Annotated in this window: 15 protein-coding genes; 9 read left to right on the top strand and 6 right to left on the bottom strand. The window is 72.0% G+C overall.

What is annotated here, in order from left to right:
* Nucleotides 1-272: 272 nt before the first annotated feature.
* A complete protein-coding gene (locus OG607_RS10780) occupies nucleotides 273-2174 on the bottom strand; it encodes a helix-turn-helix domain-containing protein (protein ID WP_405721828.1) in 1902 nt (633 codons plus the stop codon).
* 195 nt (nucleotides 2175-2369) lie between these two features.
* On the opposite strand from OG607_RS10780, the gene OG607_RS10775 reads away from it, so the two are divergent.
* From OG607_RS10775 to OG607_RS10760, 4 genes are all read left to right on the top strand, one after another.
* The gene (locus OG607_RS10775; RefSeq protein WP_405721825.1) at nucleotides 2370-3173 is read left to right on the top strand and encodes a class II aldolase/adducin family protein; all 804 of its coding nucleotides are present in this window, start codon (nucleotides 2370-2372) and stop codon (nucleotides 3171-3173) included.
* Between the two features lie 17 nt (nucleotides 3174-3190).
* The gene (locus tag OG607_RS10770) at nucleotides 3191-4273 is read left to right on the top strand and encodes an enolase C-terminal domain-like protein (protein WP_405721822.1); all 1083 of its coding nucleotides are present in this window, start codon (nucleotides 3191-3193) and stop codon (nucleotides 4271-4273) included.
* 181 nt (nucleotides 4274-4454) lie between these two features.
* Entirely contained in the window at nucleotides 4455-5492 is a 1038-nt protein-coding gene (locus OG607_RS10765) for a carbon-nitrogen hydrolase family protein (RefSeq protein WP_405721819.1), read from the top strand.
* A 164-nt stretch (nucleotides 5493-5656) separates the two neighbouring features.
* A complete protein-coding gene (locus OG607_RS10760) occupies nucleotides 5657-6196 on the top strand; it encodes a YbhB/YbcL family Raf kinase inhibitor-like protein (protein WP_405721816.1) in 540 nt (179 codons plus the stop codon).
* Here OG607_RS10760 and OG607_RS10755 read toward each other — a convergent pair.
* The 4 genes from OG607_RS10755 to OG607_RS10740 all read right to left on the bottom strand — a co-directional run bounded on the left by OG607_RS10755 (nucleotide 6132) and on the right by OG607_RS10740 (nucleotide 9443).
* The gene (locus tag OG607_RS10755) at nucleotides 6132-7034 is read right to left on the bottom strand and encodes an SDR family NAD(P)-dependent oxidoreductase (protein ID WP_405721813.1); all 903 of its coding nucleotides are present in this window, start codon (nucleotides 7032-7034) and stop codon (nucleotides 6132-6134) included. The two genes, OG607_RS10760 and OG607_RS10755, sit on opposite strands and share 65 nt — an antisense overlap.
* Entirely contained in the window at nucleotides 6974-8512 is a 1539-nt protein-coding gene (locus OG607_RS10750; RefSeq protein ID WP_405721810.1) for a glycosyltransferase 87 family protein, read from the bottom strand. The genes OG607_RS10755 and OG607_RS10750 overlap by 61 nt, the downstream gene beginning before the upstream one ends.
* Before the next feature lie 135 nt (nucleotides 8513-8647).
* Entirely contained in the window at nucleotides 8648-9193 is a 546-nt protein-coding gene (locus OG607_RS10745; RefSeq protein ID WP_405721807.1) for a DUF1697 domain-containing protein, read from the bottom strand.
* Nucleotides 9194-9218: 25 nt separating this feature from the next.
* Nucleotides 9219-9443, bottom strand: coding sequence for a hypothetical protein (locus OG607_RS10740; RefSeq protein WP_405721804.1), 225 nt, complete (start codon nucleotides 9441-9443; stop codon nucleotides 9219-9221).
* An 88-nt stretch (nucleotides 9444-9531) separates the two neighbouring features.
* On the opposite strand from OG607_RS10740, the gene OG607_RS10735 reads away from it, so the two are divergent.
* The 3 genes from OG607_RS10735 to OG607_RS10725 all read left to right on the top strand — a co-directional run bounded on the left by OG607_RS10735 (nucleotide 9532) and on the right by OG607_RS10725 (nucleotide 11654).
* Nucleotides 9532-10782 carry an AAA family ATPase gene (locus OG607_RS10735; RefSeq protein WP_405721802.1) on the top strand — a complete coding sequence of 417 codons (1251 nt, stop codon included), beginning with the start codon at nucleotides 9532-9534 and terminating at the stop codon, nucleotides 10780-10782.
* Nucleotides 10783-10793: 11 nt separating this feature from the next.
* Nucleotides 10794-11126 carry a nucleotide pyrophosphohydrolase gene (locus OG607_RS10730; protein ID WP_405721799.1) on the top strand — a complete coding sequence of 111 codons (333 nt, stop codon included), beginning with the start codon at nucleotides 10794-10796 and terminating at the stop codon, nucleotides 11124-11126.
* A gap of 114 nt (nucleotides 11127-11240) precedes the next feature.
* On the top strand, nucleotides 11241-11654 hold the full coding sequence (locus OG607_RS10725; protein ID WP_405721796.1) for a DUF6099 family protein: 414 nt from the start codon (nucleotides 11241-11243) through the stop codon (nucleotides 11652-11654).
* Nucleotides 11655-11946: 292 nt separating this feature from the next.
* On the opposite strand, the gene OG607_RS10720 is transcribed toward OG607_RS10725, so the two are convergent.
* The gene (locus OG607_RS10720) at nucleotides 11947-12138 is read right to left on the bottom strand and encodes a hypothetical protein (RefSeq protein WP_405721794.1); all 192 of its coding nucleotides are present in this window, start codon (nucleotides 12136-12138) and stop codon (nucleotides 11947-11949) included.
* 257 nt (nucleotides 12139-12395) lie between these two features.
* Here OG607_RS10720 and OG607_RS10715 point away from each other — a divergent pair, with 257 nt between their 5' ends.
* Entirely contained in the window at nucleotides 12396-13319 is a 924-nt protein-coding gene (locus OG607_RS10715) for an LLM class F420-dependent oxidoreductase (protein ID WP_405721791.1), read from the top strand.
* 43 nt (nucleotides 13320-13362) lie between these two features.
* On the top strand, nucleotides 13363-14265 hold the full coding sequence (mmuM, locus tag OG607_RS10710) for a homocysteine S-methyltransferase (protein WP_405721788.1): 903 nt from the start codon (nucleotides 13363-13365) through the stop codon (nucleotides 14263-14265).
* The last annotated feature ends 28 nt before the right edge of the window (nucleotides 14266-14293 follow it).

Genomic DNA, 14293 nt, shown 5'->3' with positions numbered 1-14293 from the left:
TGCGTCGATCAGGCTTCTGACCTGAAGGTTCGTGCGGGTCACGAGGGGCCGCTGGCGAAGGCGGTACCGCCGCTGAAGCCGAGGAGCAGCACGGGACGGCCGGGCGGTGTCCGGGTGTCGAGCCTCCGCGATGGGCGTGCGTACGTGCGGCGACGAGGCGGGCGACGGCCTGTTCCTGGGGTGTGAGGCGGGACAGATCCGGTGCGCCGCGGCTGGCGTTGAGTCCGCGCGGCGGCGCAGGGTCTGGCCGTAGGCCGGCAGACGCAGGCCGTCTACCTCTGACTCGTGGACGGTTCGACCTGTCGGGCCAGGTCGTGCAGGTGAACCGCGAGCTGGAGTCTCAGGGCGTTGTCCGGCTGCTGCCAGTCGTGCCCGAGCAGGCTGCCGATGCGCTCGATCCGTTTGAGGAGCGTGTTGGTGTGGATGTGCAGGGCGCGGGCGGTTCCGGCGAGGTTGCGGGAGTTGGCGAAGTACGCGGTGAGGGTGCGCAGGAGGTCGGTTCCGCGTTCGGTGTCGTGGGCGACGAGCTTGCCGAGGGAGTGGCCGAGGAACGCTTCGAGATCCTGGTCCCGGTCGGGATCGAAGAGGATCGTGTACATCGCGAGGCGCTCCGTGGTGGTGCCGCCGTCCTGCACTCCGATCCCGCGCAGCAGCCGGCAGCAGCGGCTCGCCAGGGTGACGCTGCTGCCGAATGGTTCCGCGCCGGGCGGGACGGGTGCGGCACAGACGAGGGCGGGGGCGTCGAGCACTCGTCCGAGGCGCTGGTGGACGCTTCTCGCGGCCTCTGCCGCGTCCTGGGTGTGGATCAGTGCGACGGGTACGCCGAGGTGCTCGCCGGCCAGGCCGTCGTACTCCTCCGCGAGGCCGTTCAGCAGGCGGGTGGTGTCGCCGAGCCGGTCGTCCGCCACGTCCGCCACCAGGACGGTGTCGAGCTGTGAGGGTTCGATGTGTCTGGCACGTGCGCGCAGAGCGAGCTCGGTGGAGAACGGGCGTGGGGCGGTGAGGAGTTGGGTGAGGAGCTCACCCCGTACGCGTTCTTCGGCCCGTACGACGGCGTCCTGGGTCAGGGTCAGCAGGGCCGTGGTCTGTGCGGCGCGTTCGAGGGTGCGAGCCTGGACGGGGTCCGGATCGCTGTGGCGGGACAGGACCAGGGCCCCCATGTGGGTCGCGCCGACGACGACCGCTGCCACGGTGTGGCGCAGCGTGTCGCCGCGGTCGACGGTGACGCAGCGTCCCGACTTCCGGCTCTCCTCGATGCCGTGGACGACCGCGGCGGCCATGCGTGGGGAGGCGGTGAGGGTGGCGCGCTCGCGGACCTTCGCCTCGTCCTCGTCGGCGGGCTGCCCGCGTGAGACGAGCACGCGCTGGGCGTGATCGAGGACGAGCACACCGCCGCCCAGGGTGTCCGCGACGAGGTCCGCGACGGCGCCGACGTCACCGCCGGCCAGCACCAGCCGGGTGAGCGCTTCATGGACGGCTCCGGCATCCTCGATCGTGGCGTACGCCGTTTCCAGGGCGCGCAGCGCACGCCGGCTCTCGTCGTACAGCCGGGCGTTCTCCACCGCCACCGCGGCGTGGTCCCCGAAGACGGTCAGCAGGGCGACGTCGTCCCGGACGAACGGGCGCTCCTCCCGGTTCGCCGCGATCAGCGTGCCGAGGAACCGGCCGCCGGCGATCAGCGGAACCCCGAGCATCGACACGATGCCCTCCGCCTCGATGGCGCTGTCGACGCCCGGATCGTGGACGATCTCGGCCGAGGCCAGGTAGTCGCTCTCCCAGTACGGGGCCCGCGTGGTGGCCACGCGCCCCGCGATGCCGATGTGGGCCGGCGCGTGCACCCGCTCGCCGAACCCGGGGGTCAGCGTGCCGGCCGTGGCGCGCACCCGCAGGTACGTCCCGTTCTCCTCCAGCACCGCCAGATACGCGATGTCGGTACCGATCAGGTCGTGGGCGTGCTCGACGACACTGGCCAGCGCCTCGTCCAGCCCCCGCAGGACGGTCAGGGAACGTGCCGTGGCATACAGGCTGGACAGCTCCCGCTCCCGGCGACGCTGGCGTTCGACCAGCTCCCGGACCCGAGCCGCGGGATAGGAGTCCTCCTGTTCCGACACCACCTCGGCGATGCCCGGCACAGGGCGGAAATCCTCGGCGTGATCATCTTCGGAGCGATCCATGAGACGTCCCAGGTCACGGTCCAGCAGTCCACAGGGTGTGTGAATCATACTCCCGGCAGGCGATCAGAGCGGAGGTTTCACACCTCTGCCCGGCCCTGATATCGCCGTACTGTTCCCGGTAACGAGCGGTTGGTCTCCCCGCTCGCGACCCCCGGCCGTCTCCCGGCCCTTCGGCTGCTCGGGAAGGATCGCCCAATGATCACAACAACCCACCCGACCGGCCCCGCCTGGGACAGCATCGCCCTTCCCGACCCCACGCTGCGGGAGCGGGTCGGCGAGGAGGAATGGGCGGTCCGGGTGGACCTGGCCGCCTGCTACCGGCTGATCGCCCGGTTCGGCTGGACGGACATGATCTACAACCACATCTCCGCCCGGGTACCCGGCAGCCACGACCGGTTCCTGATCAACGCGTTCGGCCTGCTCTACGAGGAGGTCTGCGCCTCGAATCTGGTCACGGTCGACCTGGCGGGCAACGTCCTGGACGGTCCCGGGACGGGCGCCAATCCGGCCGGCTTCATCATCCACTCCGCCGTCCACCAGGCCCGCCCCGAGGTGGCGTGCGTACTGCACACCCACAGCAAGGCCGGCTCCGCCGTGGCGGCACAGCCGCGCGGACTGCTCGACATCAGCCAGCACGCCATGCGGTTCCACGGCCGGCTGGCCTACCACGACTTCGGCGGCATCGTGCTGGACGCGAGCATGCGGGACAAGCTGGTCGGCGACCTCGGCGACAAGCGGGCGCTGATCCTGCGCAACCACGGGCTCCTCACCACCGGCGAGGACGTCCGCTCGGCGTTCGAGGACCTGTACTACCTCGAACTGGCCTGCCAGATCCAGATCGCCGCACAGGCCGGCGGCGCGGTCGTCGAATGCGACGAGCAGATCGCCGAGCACACCGCCCAGCAGTTCGACACCTCCAACGAGGCCTTCATCCACGGCCGCGACTGGGCCGCGCTGCGCCGGATGCTCGACCGCACCGATCCGTCGTACGCGCAGTGATCGAGGTGATCCGTCCGATGGGCGGCGAGCAGCTCACCGTGCGGTCGGTCCGGGCCCGCGCGGTCGACGTCCCCCTGGCCCGGCCGGTGCGGACGGCGGTCGGCGACGTTCCCACGGCGCCGCTCGTCCTGATCGACGTCGACACCCACGAGGGACCCCGGGGCCGGTCGTACATCTTCGGCTACACGGACCGGACGCTGGGCGCCCTGGTCAGGCTCATCACCGACATCGGGCCGGAACTCGCGGGCAAGCCCGTGGCCCCGGCGGAGCGCATGCGCGAGTTCGACCGGCGGTTCAGGCTCCTGGGGTGGCAGGGACTGGTGGGGATGGTTGTGGGCGGCCTCGACATGGCCCTGTGGGACGCCCTCGGCCAGGCGGCCGGGCTCCCCGTCGTCACCCTGCTGGGCGGCGAGCCGAGGCCCTTGCCCACCTACGACAGCTACGGCGTCGTCGACCCGGCCGAGGACGGTCCGGTCCTGGAGAAGGCGGTCGCCCGAGGATTCCGCGGCATCAAGATCAAGCTCGCCGGCCGGACAGCCGAGGACGACGTGACGGTCGTACGGGAGGTACGGAAGATCATCGGCCCCGACATCGCGCTGATGGCCGACTACAACCAGTCGCTCACCCCGACCGAGGCCCTGAGACGGATCAACCGGCTCGCCCCGTACGACCTGGCCTGGGTGGAGGAGCCGGTGCCCGCCGACGACCTCCACGGCCACGCCCGGATCCGCCGCGCCTCCCCGGTCCCCGTACAGACGGGTGAGAACTGGTGGTTCCCGCGCGGCATGGCGAACGCTGTCGCCGCCGGGGCCAGTGATCTCTGCATGCTGGACATCATGAAGATCGGCGGGGTGACCGGCTGGATCCAGGCCATGGGCCAGGCCGACGCGGCGTCCCTCCCGCTGTCCAGCCACCTCTTCCCGGAGGCGAGCGCCCACACCCTGGCCGTGACGCCGACGGCCCACTGGCTGGAGCACCTCGACTTCGCCGGACCCCTGCTGGCCGAGCCCGTACAACCGGTCGACGGCACGATCTCCGCGCGAGGGCCCGGGCTCGGCATCGCCTGGGACGAGGAGGCGGTGGCGCGCTTCAGCCTCTGACGGGCCCGCAGTTCCCGCAGTTCCCGCAGTTCCCGCAGTTCCCGCAGTTCCCGCAGTTCCCGCAGTTCCCGCAGTTCCCGCAGTTCCCGCAGTTCCTGCTGTTCCTGAGCCGGATCCTCACCCACCCGCACTGGAGGGACACCGCTCGCACATGCACACCTCATCGAATGGAGTACGAGACGTGTCTTCCGTAGTGCGCGTAGCGGCCGTACAAGCCGAGCCCAAGTGGCTGGACCTCGACGCCGGAGTGGCTCAGGCCGTGGACCTCATCGCCCAGGCCGCCGCCGGCGGGGCCGAACTGGTCGCCTTCCCCGAGGTGTTCCTGCCCGGCTACCCGTGGTGGATCTGGCTGGACTCCCCCCTCTCGGGAATGCAGTTCGTCCCCCGGTACGCGGAGAACTCCATGACCCGCGACGGAGAACACCTGGCCCGCATCGCCGCGGCCGCCGCCGAGCACCACATCTTCGTCGTCCTCGGCTTCGCCGAACGCACCATCACCGGCAGCCTCTACATGGCCCAGGCCCTCATCGACGACACCGGCCGCATCCTGTCCGTACGCCGCAAGCTCAAGCCGACCCACGCCGAGCGCACCGTCTACGGCGAGGGCGACGGCAGCGACATCCAGGTCCACGAGACCAGACTCGGCCGGCTGGGCGCGCTGAACTGCGCCGAGCACATGCAGCCGCTGACCAAGTACACGATGTTCAGCAAGGGCGAGCAGATCCACGTCGCCTCCTGGCCCAGCTTCTCCGTCTACCGGGGCATGGCGACGGCGCTCGGCCCCGAGGTCAACACCGCCGTAAGTCTGGTGTACGCCGTCGAGGGACAGACCTTCGTCCTCGCGCCATGCGCCACGGTCGGCCAGGCCGCGCAGGACCTGTTCTGCGACACCGACGCGAAGAAGGAACTGCTGCTGCAGGGCGGCGGATTCACCCGCATCTACGGCCCCGAGGGCACCGAACTGGCCAAGCCCCTGCCCGAGACCGAGGAGGGCATCCTCTATGCCGACCTCGACTTCGCCCTCCTCGCCATCGCCAAGAACGCCTACGATCCGGTCGGCCACTACTCCCGGCCGGACGTCTTCAGCCTCACGTTCAACCCGAACCCGACACATGCGGTCCAGCACGTGGGCCCGACCGGCGACGCCACTGCCTCGGGGCCCGGCACCGCCGCCGGCGAGCAGAAGGAATCCGGCGCGGACACGACCGTGCCGGACTGAGCACGGGAGGGCGGGACCCGGTGACCATCCCGCCTCCATCCCCTCTCACCCCCTGACGTGCGGTGGCTTCCCCAGCCGGGAGGGCCACCGCACCCGGGGCAGGCCACCGGCCTGCACCAGCGCATCCGCGATATCTGTTCTGTCTCCCAGAAAGGCATGACCCCATGAGCGCCAACGACCCCTTCGCCCGCCTCCCCGAGGCGGCGACGTTCACCGTCACGAGCACCACGCTGACCGACGGCGCCCCCCTGCCCGGCGAGCAGATGTCCGGCCTCTTCGGTGTCCCGGGCGGCAAGGACGTCTCCCCGCAGCTGTCGTGGAGCGGCGCCCCCGAGGGCACCAGGAGCTACGCCGTGACGATGTACGACCCGGACGCCCCGACCGGCTCCGGGTTCTGGCACTGGGCTGTGGCCGACATCCCCGCCGACATCACCGAACTGCCCGAGGACGCCGGCGACGACACCGGATCAGGCCTTCCCAAGGGCGCCTTCCAGGTGCCCAACGACGCCCGCACCGGGCGCTTCATCGGCGCGGCCCCGCCGGCAGGGCACGGCCCGCACCGCTACGTCTTCGTGGTGCACGCCCTTGACGTCGAGACCATCGGCATCCCGGCCGACGCCACCCCTGCGTTCCTCGGCTTCACCATGGCCCGCCACATCCTCGGCCGCGCGGTCCTGACCGCCACCGCCGAAACCCTCGCCTGACCACCGAGCCGGCTTGTCCAGAGGGAAGCCCGCACGACTGAGCCCTTGCGCGCCGTGTGGTGTCGAGGCCGGCCGCGGCAGGGCGGCGGATCCGGGGGTGGCCCTTCAGGCTGCCGAACCCGCTCGGGCCCACGTAGGAGTTGCCGGGGATGTCCTGGGTGGCGGCGAACAACGATGGCAGGGCACCGTGTTCGGCATCGTTGAACAGGAACCGCAGTGCGGCTGTCACCTTGCCGGCGGCGGAGTGCCCGGCCAGGTTCGTGGAGGCGATGCCGGGGTGGGCGATGACCGACCTGACCGGACTGCCCGACGCGGCGAGGCGCCGCTGCAGTTCGGTGGAGAACAGGACGAGGTTCAGCTTCGAGTCGTTGTACGCGTCCATGGCCTTGTAGGGCCGGTTCTGCCCGCCGAGGTCGTCCAGGTGCGGGCTGCCCAGCCGGTGCAGCTGCGAGGACACGGACACGACCCGGTCCGTGATGTGGGGCAGAAGCAGGTTCGTCAGAGCGAACGGCCCGAGGTAGTTGGTCGCCATCTGCGATTCGAACCCGTCGGCTGTGCGTGTCAGCGGCACGTCCATGACTCCCGCGTTGTTGATCAGGACGTCGATCCCGCCCGTCCACTCGGCCGCGAACCGCCGGACCGAGGCGAGGTCGGACACGTCCAGCTCGCGGACCTCGGTGCGTCCCGGGATCCGGTCGGCGGCTGTCCGGCCCTTGCTCACCGCCCGGACGGCCAGGACGACCTTCGCCCCCACGCGGGCCAGTTCCCGTGCGGTGATCAGGCCGATGCCGCCAGTCGATCCGGCCCGGCGGAGGGGAACAAGGCCCCGCTTGTCCACTGATCGACAGGGCATGGACAAAAACACGAGTGGCGATCACGCGGGTACGCGGCGGAGTGGGCGGTGGCCTGCGCCGCTGCCCCCGCGCGGGGCTTCGGTTCGGCGGTATGCGGGGTCTGCTTGGCGGACGGGATGAAGTGCGCCGCGATCAGCGCGGCAATGGCCAGCGCGGCGACCCGGCTCAGGTGGCCGTTCGTCGGCCTGCCGGGGGCGCGCCCGCCCGGTGCGCTCGATACGGCCGACTCCTTGTTCCGTCCTGGGCGGAACCATGCGCAGAGGACGAGCGGATAGACGAGATAGCCGAACCGGGTGGCAGGCATCAGGCACATGGCGAGGCCGAGTCCCAGGGCAAGCCGGTTCGCCGCCGCGGAAGCGGTGCGCGGCGGACGGACGAGCAGGGACACCGCCACGGCCGCGGCACCCGCCACCAGGGCGCCGAGGGCGAGGGCGAACCCTCCGGGGACGTAGGTGGCCAGCAGGTAGCCGGGCAGTGGGCTGGTCGCGGGGGAGTGGATGCCGCCCTCGCCGAGCGGGAAGAGGACCACGTGCCGGACGAAGGAGTGCGGGTCGGCCAGGGCCACGGGCACGACGGCGAGGGCGGCGGCCAGCAGGGAGGTGACGGCGGCACGCCCGGCGGCCCGGCGGCCGGCGGTGACCGCCTGCAGGGCCAGTCCGACCGGCAGCAGCGGCCAGGCGGTCCACTTCAGTGCCGCGGCGGCGCCCATGGCGAGGCCGGCCGCCGTCCCCGATCCGCCCCGCGCCGCCAGGGCAAGTCCCAGGCACATCAGGCCGATCACCGGCAGGTCGACACCGCCGACGGCGAGCGGCAGGGCGACGGCGGGGAAGCCTGCCAGCAGCAGTACGGCGTCCGCGGGCGGGGTCGGCCGCGTGCTCCCGCGAGCGCCTGCCGCGTGCCGGGCACGCGCGGCGTACCCGGCATGCCAGGCGGCGAACACCATGCTGATCAGAAAGGCCGCGCCGAACCAGAGCCGGGCATCCGCGAGCGGGGTGTCCCCGAACAGGGCACGCGGTATGCCGAACACCGCCATCCCGGGCAGGTACGGGTTGATGTCCTGCACGCCGACGGGGTGCGGGACATAAGGGCTGCCGGAGTCCAGCAGCAGCCTGCCGGAGCGCTCGACGACGCCGACCTCCGCCTGAGCGGCGCCCGCCGCGATCAGCAGCACCAACGGGACCAGCACCGCTCCGACAGCCGAGGCCGTCAGAGCCGCCCGGCTCCAGGCACGGCCCGACCGGCGGGCCTGCACCGCCGCCAAGGCATAGCCGAGGGCGGCGCACACGCCCCATACGCGGTGCGGGGTGAGCGACGTGGTCACGGCCAGCAGGAGTGCGAACACCGCACACGCCGGCCAGTAGCACCACTGGTAGCGGCCCCATCCCGCTTCCGCACCGGGGACCGGAATGGGCGCCGGCACCCGGACGGCAGGCCGGGCGATGACGGTTGCGCTGGATTGCATGAACGTACTCCTGCTGCCGGGGGAGATCCGGTTTCAATCTCCCGCCGGCGCAGGTGCCGCCACTTCGGCCGAACGGCCACCGTTCGCGGACCACGATCGCCGTTCCTCGGCCGGATGGCCGATCGGGGCCGCCCTTCACACCCCGGCGAGCTCCGCGAGCTTGGTGACGGTGTTCCAGTTGCGCGCGGTGGCCGTCAGCCCGAGCCGCTTCTCCCACAGGGCGTGCGAGAGCTTGGTCTTCTGGATGCCGTCCGGGCAGTGCACGTAGATCTCCCGCTCACCCGGCCGGAAGCTGTCCGGCGCGTATGCCGCCGGGTCCAGGTCCTTGAGCCTGCCGGGGTCCACCGGCCCCGAGAGGAAGGCCACCAGGAAACGCGCGGGGTCGATGCCCGCCATGTCGTACGGATTCCGGTCGATGACCCCGCGCAGCTCCGCGGCCTCGCACACGATGCAGGGCACGGTGAGCCCGAGCTCGCTCGTGATGCGGTCCCGCAGCTGCGTCGCGAGGCGCTCGGGCTCGGCCGGGGCGTGGTCGAAGAGCGCGTTGCCGCTCTGCAGATGCGTACGCACGGCGGCCGAGCCCATGCCGCCGAGGAGCTCGCGCAGCGCTTGCATGGGCAGCCTGTTGCTGACCCCGACATTGATGCCCCGCAGCAGTGCCACGTACGTCGTCGTCGCCATACGGGCACCGTAGCCCACCCCTGTCTCACCCCTCGTCGCGCAGCGCCCGGCCCAGAACGCCGGCCGGGTGCGGGACCTCGGCCTCGACGACGAACGCGGTGAGCCCGGTGCGGCCGGTCCAGGTCTCGTGCTCCTCCTTGGGGCTCCAGCAGGCGGCCTGGCCCGCGTGGATGCGGACGTGGCGGACGCCGGTGCTGCCGAAGGCGGTGAGTTCGATGCCGGATCCGGGTCCGGCGTCAACGATCTTCATGGGGTGATCCTGCCGGAGGTCGTCCATTCGGAGGATGGAGAACCGGTGAAACGGTTCGGCCGTCGAGGACGTCGATACGTTCACGGGCATGAGTGCGAAGAGTGAGCGTCCGATTGTCACCGAGCTGCGGCTGTCCGCCTTCAAGTCGCATCGCGGCGCGAGCTTCGCGCTGGGGCCGCTCACGCTGCTGGCGGGGCCGAGCGGGACCGGTAAGTCGAGTGTGCTGGAGGCCCTCGCGGCGCTGGGCCGCCTGGCGGGCGGTGAGGAGCTGGGCGAGGTGTTCACGGCGGAGCCCGGGGCCGGGATCGTACGGGGCGGGGTCGGAGCGTGCGTGCCGCACGGGGCGCATCCGGACGGGGAGGGACGGCGGGGGTTCCGGATCGGGTGCACGGCGGACGGGCCGGTGGGGCCGGTGCGGCTGGATGTCGCCGTACAGACGGAGCCGGAACTGCGCATCGTGGGGGAGCGGTTGACGGGCGCGGGGGAGACGCTGCTCACGACGGCGCTGCGCGACCCGGAGCGGCGTCAGGTGCAGGCCGCCTGGCATACGGCGGGGCTGGTGCCGGTGACCAGGGCGCCGCTGCCGGACGACCGGCTGGCCACGGCGCTGCTGCCGTTGCGCGTCGCGGGGACGACGGACGGTCAGCGGCTGGTGCTCGCGGCGGCCGAGCAGATCGTGGTGGCGCTGCGCGGGGTGTTCGGGGTGGAGCCGCGGCCGCACGGCATGCGCGTGCCGGTTCCGGTGAAGGACGGCATGCTGCGCAAGGGGTGCGACAACCTGTCGGCGGTGCTGCACCGCACCGAGGGCGAGTGCCGGACGCGGCACGCCGCCCTGGTGCGGGCGATGCGCGCGGTGTGCGCAGGGCCCGTCGAAGGGCTGACCACGGTGCGGTACGACACGGGCGTCCTGGCCGTGGTCGACCGGGGGCCGCTGGGGCTCGTCCCGGTGGACCGGCTGGGCGACGGCGAGCTGCGCTTCCTGGCGCTGGCGCTGGTGCTGCTCACCGGCCCCGGCGTGCTGGAGGTGGACACCAGCGGCGAGCTGCTGCCGGCCTTCCAGGCGCTGACCGTGCTCGCCGACGGTATCGACCTGGGCCTGGACCGGGCGCAGACCCGCGAACTGCTGGACCTGGCCGGACAGGCGGCGCGGCGCGGGCACATCCGGCTGCTGGGCACGGTGCATGACAGCACCGTCGCCGAGGGCATGGACGGGGTGTCGGTGGTCGAGTTCGGCCGCCCGGCGCGGGTGCCCGTTCAGGGTTCCGCGCAGGGCGCTGCGCAGGGTTCCGCGCAGGACGCCGTACAGGGCGAGGCGCGCGCTGTCGCAGCGATGCGGTAGACCTGGGCAGCGTGAGCGATGATCTGCAGGCCCTGCAGCGCAGGCTGGCCGCCTTCGCGGCGGCCCGCCGCTGGCAGCCGTACCACACGCCCAAGAACCTGGCCGCGGCGCTGAGCGTCGAGGCGTCCGAGCTGTTGGAGATCTTCCAGTGGCTGACGCCGGAGGAGGCGGCCGGGGTGATGGACGACGCCGGGACGGCGCACCGGGTCAAGGACGAGGTGGCGGATGTGCTGGCGTATCTGCTGCAGTTCTGCGAGGTGCTCGGGATCGATCCGCTGACGGCGCTCGCCGCCAAGATCGACCGCAATGAGCTGCGCTTTCCCGTGCCGGGGGACGGTGGCTGAGCAGCCCCGGCGCAGGTTATCCACAGGCTGGAAGAGACCCCTTCCTCTCGCGTACATGATCCGTCACCCTGAGTGATGACGGAGTTGTGAGGCGATGCGAGGGGGAAGTGGACCATGGACGCGGTACGGCTTGTCGAGAGCATGCGGCATGCGCTCAAAGGGGCCCGTGGGGAGCAGGAACTGCTCGCGGAGGCCTGGGAGGCGCAGGCTCTGGCGGAGGCGGTCGTCGGCCGGCTCCTGCCCGATGAGATGCGGCCCACCGGGCCACCGGGCCCGGGCCGGGCCGCGCCCCGACGCGCGGCGATGCTGACCGGGGTACGGGAGCCGGCGACGGCGCTGCGCGATCTGCGCGACCTGCTGTCGGAGCTGGGTGTGGTGCTGGTGTCCGCCGCCTGCTCGGTCGAGGACGAGTCGTTGTACTGGCAGTGCATCGAGGCCCTGGACGCGGCCGCGGACTCCAGAGACCACGTGTGCGCGCTCCTCCGCGACGCGGCGGCGGGCGGGGACCGGCAGCGGAGCGGCACATGAGCGCCCCGAGGGAGGGCCCCCGGGGCTGCCCGGGGGCTGCCGGGCGCGCCTTAGGGCCTGTCTTGTGGCTGCGGTCCATCTGCCGCTGGCGCGGCGTGGCCGTGGCGTCGCGTGCCCTGGCACCAGCGCTCGCGGCGTTGTCGTCGGTCGACAACGTCCCCCAGCTAGACGCTGGGAGGTGCCCCCACCGCGTTGCCTCCCTCCTCCGCCTTGCGATCACAGGCGCCGCAGAGACATCAGCCGCTGGCGCGGCGGGCCGCTCCTTCTCCCACGGAGATCCACAAGACAGGCCCTAAGCCCTGTCGTCCCAGGCCGCGGGGGCGGGGCCGGCGCCGCGGGCGGAGGACTGGAGATCGGCGTCGAGGCCGGCCAGGTCGGCGTTGAGGGCGGACATCAGCTCCTCCATCTGCTGCAGCAGACCCTTGGGCGCCGTGGCGGGCGGGTACGCCTCGCCTCCCTGCCCGGGCACGGTTTCCTGGGACATGTTGGCCTCCTCGGGCCCTGGCCCTCCCGGGGCGGAAGGGCGGTGACGCGTCATCGCCGCCGGCAGCGGACGCCGGCATGCGGGCCGGGCGGTCCGGCTCCGCCCGAGCCAACGACCACGCGCCTCACCGGTCACTGTGGATACATCCCGCTGAGGGGCGAGTTGGCAGATTTTCACCCCGCGGGGGCACCCCGTCGTGGCCACCGGGGTGCCAGGTTGACGATCACATTCCGCTCACTCCGGTGCAGGATGGGGGCATGGATCTTCGTATTTTCACCGAACCCCAGCAGGGGGCCACCTATGACGCGCTCCTCACGGTCGCCAAGGCCACCGAGGACCTCGGTTTCGATGCTTTCTTCCGTTCCGACCACTATCTGAGCATGGGCGGCGCGGACGGCCTGCCCGGGCCGACCGACGCCTGGATCACCCTTGCCGGGCTCGCCCGCGAGACCCGGCGGATCCGCCTCGGCACGCTGATGACCGCCGGCACCTTCCGGCTGCCGGGCGTGCTCGCCATCCAGGTCGCCCAGGTGGACCAGATGAGCGGCGGACGGGTCGAGCTGGGCCTCGGCGCGGGCTGGTACGAGGAGGAGCACACCGCGTACGGCATCCCCTTCCCGAAGGAGAAGTTCGCGCGGCTGGAGGAGCAGCTGGCAATCGTCACCGGACTGTGGTCGACGCCGGCCGGCCGGCGTTTCGACTTCGACGGCACGTACTACCAGCTCAAGGACTCGCCCGCGCTGCCCAAGCCGGTCCAGCCGAAGATCCCGGTGCTGATCGGCGGACACGGCGCCAAGCGGACCCCCGCGCTCGCCGCCCGCTACGCCGACGAGTTCAACATCCCGTTCGGCTCCGTCGAGGACTGCGCCCGGCAGTTCGGACGGGTCCGGGAGGCCGCCGACGCGTACGGCCGCAAGGCCGGCGACATCGTCTACTCCAACGCGCTCGTGGCCTGCGTCGGCAAGGACGACGCGGCGGTGGAGCGCCGGGCGGCGGCGATCGGCCGGGATGCCGACGAGCTCAAGGCCAACGGGCTCGCCGGCTCCCCGGCCCAGGTCGTGGACAAGATCGGCCGTTACGCGGAGCTGGGCGCCACCCGCTTCTATCTCCAGATTCTGGACCTGGACGACATCGAACACCTGGAACTGATTTCCTCGGAGGTTCAGTCGCAGCTCAACTGACCACGACGCGACTGAGCACGAACAGCAGCAAGGAGCACCCGCGATGCCCGCCCCCAAGACGCCGCTCGCCGAGGCCCTCGCCGAGGGCCCCGTCGTCCTCGACGGCGGTCTGTCCAACCAGCTCAACGACCAGGGCTGCGACCTGACCGACGAGCTCTGGTCCGCCAGACTGCTCGCCGACGCCCCCGAGCAGATCGAGGCCGCCCACGCGGCCTACGTCCGGGCGGGCGCGCGGGTGCTCATCACCTCCAGCTACCAGGCCACGTACGAGGGCTTCGGCAAGCGCGGCATCAGCCGCGAGGAGACCTCGGCGCTGCTCCGGCGCAGCGTCGAACTGGCCCGGCAGGCCGCCGGTGGGCGCACCGACGTCTGGGTCGCCGCGTCCGTCGGCCCGTACGGGGCGATGCTCGCGGACGGCAGTGAGTACCGCGGCCGGTACGGGCTGAGCGTCAAGGAGCTGGAGGCCTTCCACCGGCCCCGGATCGAGGCGCTGGCCGAGGCCGGACCCGATGTGCTGGCCCTGGAGACCGTCCCGGACACCGACGAGGCCGAGGCCCTGATGCGCGCGGTCGAGGGCATCGGCGTCCCGGTGTGGCTCACCTACACCATCGACGGCGACACCACCCGGGCCGGACAGCCGCTGGAGGAGGCCTTCGGGCTGGCCGCCGGCGCGGACAACGTCATCGCGGTCGGCGTCAACTGCTGCATACCGCAGGACGCCGACCGGGCCGTCGCCGTGGCCGCCGAGGCCTCCGGCAAGCCGGTCGCGGTCTACCCCAACAGCGGCGAGAACTGGGACGCCACGGCCCGGCACTGGCGCGGCGGCGCCACCTTCGACCCGGCGCGCGTGGGCCTGTGGGAGAAGGACGGCGCCCGGCTCATCGGCGGCTGCTGCCGCGTCGGGCCCCGGGAGATCGCCGAGCTGGCGGCCGTCCTGGGCCGCTGACCGGCTCGCTGATCAGCGGAAAAACCAT

The sequence above is a fragment of the Streptomyces sp. NBC_01537 genome (assembly GCF_045040445.1).
Lineage (GTDB): Bacteria > Actinomycetota > Actinomycetes > Streptomycetales > Streptomycetaceae > Actinacidiphila.
The sequence above is the reverse complement of the archived record's forward strand: the minus strand, read 5'-3'. Positions and strand labels throughout refer to the sequence as shown.

Excerpts from the sequence above, each read along its gene's own strand:
- OG607_RS10780 (WP_405721828.1), bottom strand. The coding sequence starts at position 2,174 with ATGGATCGCTCCGAAGATGATCACGCCGAGGATTTCCGCCCTGTGCCG.
- OG607_RS10775 (WP_405721825.1), top strand. The coding sequence starts at position 2,370 with ATGATCACAACAACCCACCCGACCGGCCCCGCCTGGGACAGCATCGCC.
- OG607_RS10770 (WP_405721822.1), top strand. The coding sequence starts at position 3,191 with ATGGGCGGCGAGCAGCTCACCGTGCGGTCGGTCCGGGCCCGCGCGGTC.
- OG607_RS10760 (WP_405721816.1), top strand. The coding sequence starts at position 5,657 with ATGAGCGCCAACGACCCCTTCGCCCGCCTCCCCGAGGCGGCGACGTTC.
- OG607_RS10750 (WP_405721810.1), bottom strand. The coding sequence starts at position 8,512 with ATGCAATCCAGCGCAACCGTCATCGCCCGGCCTGCCGTCCGGGTGCCG.
- OG607_RS10745 (WP_405721807.1), bottom strand. The coding sequence starts at position 9,193 with ATGGCGACGACGACGTACGTGGCACTGCTGCGGGGCATCAATGTCGGG.
- OG607_RS10740 (WP_405721804.1), bottom strand. The coding sequence starts at position 9,443 with ATGAAGATCGTTGACGCCGGACCCGGATCCGGCATCGAACTCACCGCC.
- OG607_RS10735 (WP_405721802.1), top strand. The coding sequence starts at position 9,532 with ATGAGTGCGAAGAGTGAGCGTCCGATTGTCACCGAGCTGCGGCTGTCC.
- OG607_RS10725 (WP_405721796.1), top strand. The coding sequence starts at position 11,241 with ATGGACGCGGTACGGCTTGTCGAGAGCATGCGGCATGCGCTCAAAGGG.
- OG607_RS10720 (WP_405721794.1), bottom strand. The coding sequence starts at position 12,138 with ATGTCCCAGGAAACCGTGCCCGGGCAGGGAGGCGAGGCGTACCCGCCC.
- OG607_RS10715 (WP_405721791.1), top strand. The coding sequence starts at position 12,396 with ATGGATCTTCGTATTTTCACCGAACCCCAGCAGGGGGCCACCTATGAC.
- mmuM (WP_405721788.1), top strand. The coding sequence starts at position 13,363 with ATGCCCGCCCCCAAGACGCCGCTCGCCGAGGCCCTCGCCGAGGGCCCC.